This is a genomic window from Microvirga tunisiensis, from assembly GCF_009296175.1.
In the GTDB taxonomy this organism is placed as follows: domain Bacteria; phylum Pseudomonadota; class Alphaproteobacteria; order Rhizobiales; family Beijerinckiaceae; genus Microvirga; species Microvirga tunisiensis.
Genome location: NZ_VOSK01000520.1, coordinates 1 through 3,263, shown reverse-complemented (window position 1 = coordinate 3,263; position 3,263 = coordinate 1). Strand labels below are relative to the sequence as shown.

At 56.7% G+C, this 3,263-nt stretch carries 2 protein-coding genes and 1 pseudogene; all 3 read left to right on the top strand.

What is annotated here, in order from left to right:
* The first annotated feature begins 218 nt into the window (after nucleotides 1-218).
* Nucleotides 219-955 (top strand): IS5 family transposase gene (locus tag FS320_RS40545; protein ID WP_244627709.1). Its coding sequence is split into 2 segments (ribosomal slippage): nucleotides 219-525 and nucleotides 525-955, totalling 738 coding nucleotides; the frame shifts between segments, so codons are not numbered across the junction.
* A 443-nt stretch (nucleotides 956-1,398) separates the two neighbouring features.
* Nucleotides 1,399-2,424, top strand: a complete 1,026-nt coding sequence (locus tag FS320_RS40540; protein WP_244627708.1) for an L-histidine N(alpha)-methyltransferase — start codon at nucleotides 1,399-1,401, stop codon at nucleotides 2,422-2,424.
* Between the two features lie 27 nt (nucleotides 2,425-2,451).
* A pseudogene (locus FS320_RS40535) lies at nucleotides 2,452-2,925 on the top strand (IS5/IS1182 family transposase); the annotation flags it as partial.
* Nucleotides 2,926-3,263 lie beyond the last annotated feature (338 nt).

The window sequence follows — 3,263 nt, the reverse complement described above, 5'->3', positions numbered from 1 at the left end:
TTGACCTGACGCAACTCCACACACCAGAGCTCGAGCATCTGCTCGATGGCCACACCCGTCATGGCAGCCTCCCGTGTCAGATCAGGAGATTATGGGCCCATGCGCGGCACCTGCAACTGTAGTGCTAGAGCGCGTTGACATTCAGGATTCCCACGGGTTCGCAAATCTGATTCAAGCTCCTTTTGGGAGCGGAGGCTTGGGTGAGCGGAGTTCGTCTGATGTTGAAAGATCACCAGTGGGATCGAATGGCACCGCATTTGCCAGGCAAACGCATGGATCCTGGCAGAACGGCGGTCGATAGCCGGCTGTTCGTGGAAGCCGTGCTCTGGCTGGCCCGAACTGGGGCGCCCTGGCGGGATCTGCCGGCCCTCTTCGGCAACTGGAACAGCGCCTTTGTTCGCTTCTCGCGCTGGTCCAAGAGCGGCGTCTGGGATCGGCTTTTTGCCACCATGGCGGATGAGCCCGACTTCGAATACGTCATGATCGACTCAACCATTGTCCGGGCGCACCAGCATGCGGCGGGCAAAAAGGGGGGCCTGAAGCTCGTGCGATTGGACGCTCCCGCGGCGGGCTGACGACCAAGATCCATGCCGTCGTCGATGCTTTGGGCAATCCGCTCCGCTTCATCCTGACGCCAGGACAGGCGAGCGATTTCACTCAGGCTGAAGCCTTGATCGCCGATCTTCCCGCCGACCATGTCTTGGGGGACAAGGGCTACGATGCCAAGCCATTGCGGGACGTCATCGAAGGCCAGGATGCCGTGCCGGTCATCCCGCCCAGAACAACATCGCCGCAAGTCCCCTGCGACTACGCCCTCTACTGCGAGCGCAACCTCGTCGAGCGGTTCTTCCTGAAAATCAAGCACTTCAGACGCATCGCTACCCGCTACGACCAGACCCCACGGGCGTTCATGGCAATCCTTTGCCTCGTCAGCGCGTTCATCTGGACCAAGTGAATGTCAACGCGCTCTAAATGTGCTCGTCACCAGCGGCGGGCGTTCTGGTTGCCGTCGATGTAAGATGCGATACGCCTGCGTTTACGCATACACTGTAAACGGCTTACCTTCGGCACGTCCGATTGTCGTGTGGGCGATTCCTGAATAGCCGAAAACGGACGGTGCACCGTCCCGGAATTCGGGGTGCCCTTGATCTACGTCAAGGATTACTCCTTCCAATCCAGTAGCCTCTCCTCTGGGTTCATGGAGATATCCCATGCACAGACTCAACGGGTTATCGGCGGTTGCGCTGCGCTTCTGCTCTGACGAGCGAGCCGCGCTTTGGCGAGTCCCTGGGACCGGTGACGGCATACGCGGACTACGCGCACCACCTTCGTTTACGGCGGTAAGTGAGCCAACTGGAGAAATCCGACGAGCCGCTAAAGGGTCGAGAGGAGATCAGTTTGAGCTTTCTTGAAACGAGTTTGCAGCTATTTCAGCACAAATATGCGCCTGATTTAGGTCCTGAACAATACGCTCACCACACCGGATTCGACCGGGATGGCAATCCAATGAGTGGCGCGTTGTTATGGGCTAAGGCTGAAGCTCAGAGGATCAGTAATGCGCTCGTCACTGGCACAACCAATATGGTGGATGCGGAACTCAAGTTGACCCAAAAACTTCACGAGAGAGTGAGAGATTATGTTCAATGGTATCATCAGGACGAACGATGTCGTAAAGGGGTGTCGGTTCTGGAGTATGGGCCCGGAACATTGCGAGCCTTCCAACAGAAAACGCTTCCCCTTATAACATGTCTGCGCGGCGAAACGTCACGTTGCACGCTCGTAGACCGGTCAAAAGAGTTCCTCGGGGACATAGCGCAAATGTCGTCCGCTTTGGGGTTGAAAATCGAGTTCATACGCGACGATATATTCTCTGGGCGACGCTATTTCTGCGACGACGAAGCGGCATTTGTTGTCATGTATGGCCGGACATTTGGAAATCTTGCCACCCCAATAAATGATACGCCCCCCATGGAGGCGGTCGTCGAGACGCTGAAGAAGATAGCGAATAGTGCGAAGAGGTGCTGGGTTGCGATCTCAATTGGCTCAGATCTGAGGAGGGATGTGGCGAAGTCCTACTATGAAACGCATCCTGAATTTCAGCTAAACGTGTTCTATAGAATGAAGGCAGAACTGCCGGTCGACGCTAATTTTGATCCAGAGGCATTTGAATATGAGTCGGATGTAAGAGGTGAAGACCAATACATGCAAGTCATACACACTGCGGTGGTCAAAAGGGATCTGGACTTTTGCCTTGGTGGTAAAGAGATTATACTGTTAAGTGGTGATCGACTGCATCTAAAGAACTCGTTTTCGTTTTCTGAGTTGTTTCTCAAAAAATGTGCACACCGAGCGGGCTTTGTGTCAATCGATGTGCTCTCAGACAACACCGGCTCAGACATTCACGTGTTAGAGAAGGTGAATTAAACCGAACAAAAAATGACCAGGAGGCGTCAAGTCTCGGTCGCGACCATGCTGAAACGCTCGAAGGGCGGCCAGTTCGCGCTGTATGCCAAGGCTTTGCCCGGCAATCCCTATGACGGCCACACGCTGGCGACCGTCATTCCCGACATCGAGAAATCCATCGGCAATGAGATCGAGCGCATGCTCGCCGACGCCGGCTACCGCGGCCACAATGCCCCCGAAAGCCACCGGTTCCGGGTCTTCACCAGCGGCCAGAAGCGCCGCGTCACGCCGGCGACCAAGCGCGAGATGCGGCGCCGCTCCGCCATCGAGCCGGTCATCGGCCATGTCAAGGCGGAGCACCGCATGGGCCGCAACTATCTCGCCGGCGAACACGGCAATGCCATCAATGCCGTCCCGGCTGCTGCAGGCTACAACTTCTCGCTCCTCCTCAACTGGCTGAGGATGCTTTTGTGGCTGCTGCTGGCCTGCCTCCACGGCAGAGCGAAACCGCGCGCCGCCTAGCGCCGATCATTGTTCACGGTCGACAAACCGAGAAACGGTCGCGATCGTCCGCCACTCGTTGTTCGGCGAAGGCGCTCGCATCATCGCAGCTGTACCGACAGCGTTATTCATACAGGCGGGTCCGACCACGCTCAGTGCCTTTGAGCGATATCCGACAATTCTGTCGGCTTTGCCGATTTACATACGGCGCCTTGGCCGGCATCGCCAGATGCTAGTGTTGTGACTCTAACGCTTGTTTCGCACGGGCGACCTTTTCCAGGATAGCTGAGGCCGAGGCGGTCCAGACAAAGGGTCTCGGGTCGGCATTGTGGTGCTCCAGGTAGTCCATGATCGCGCTT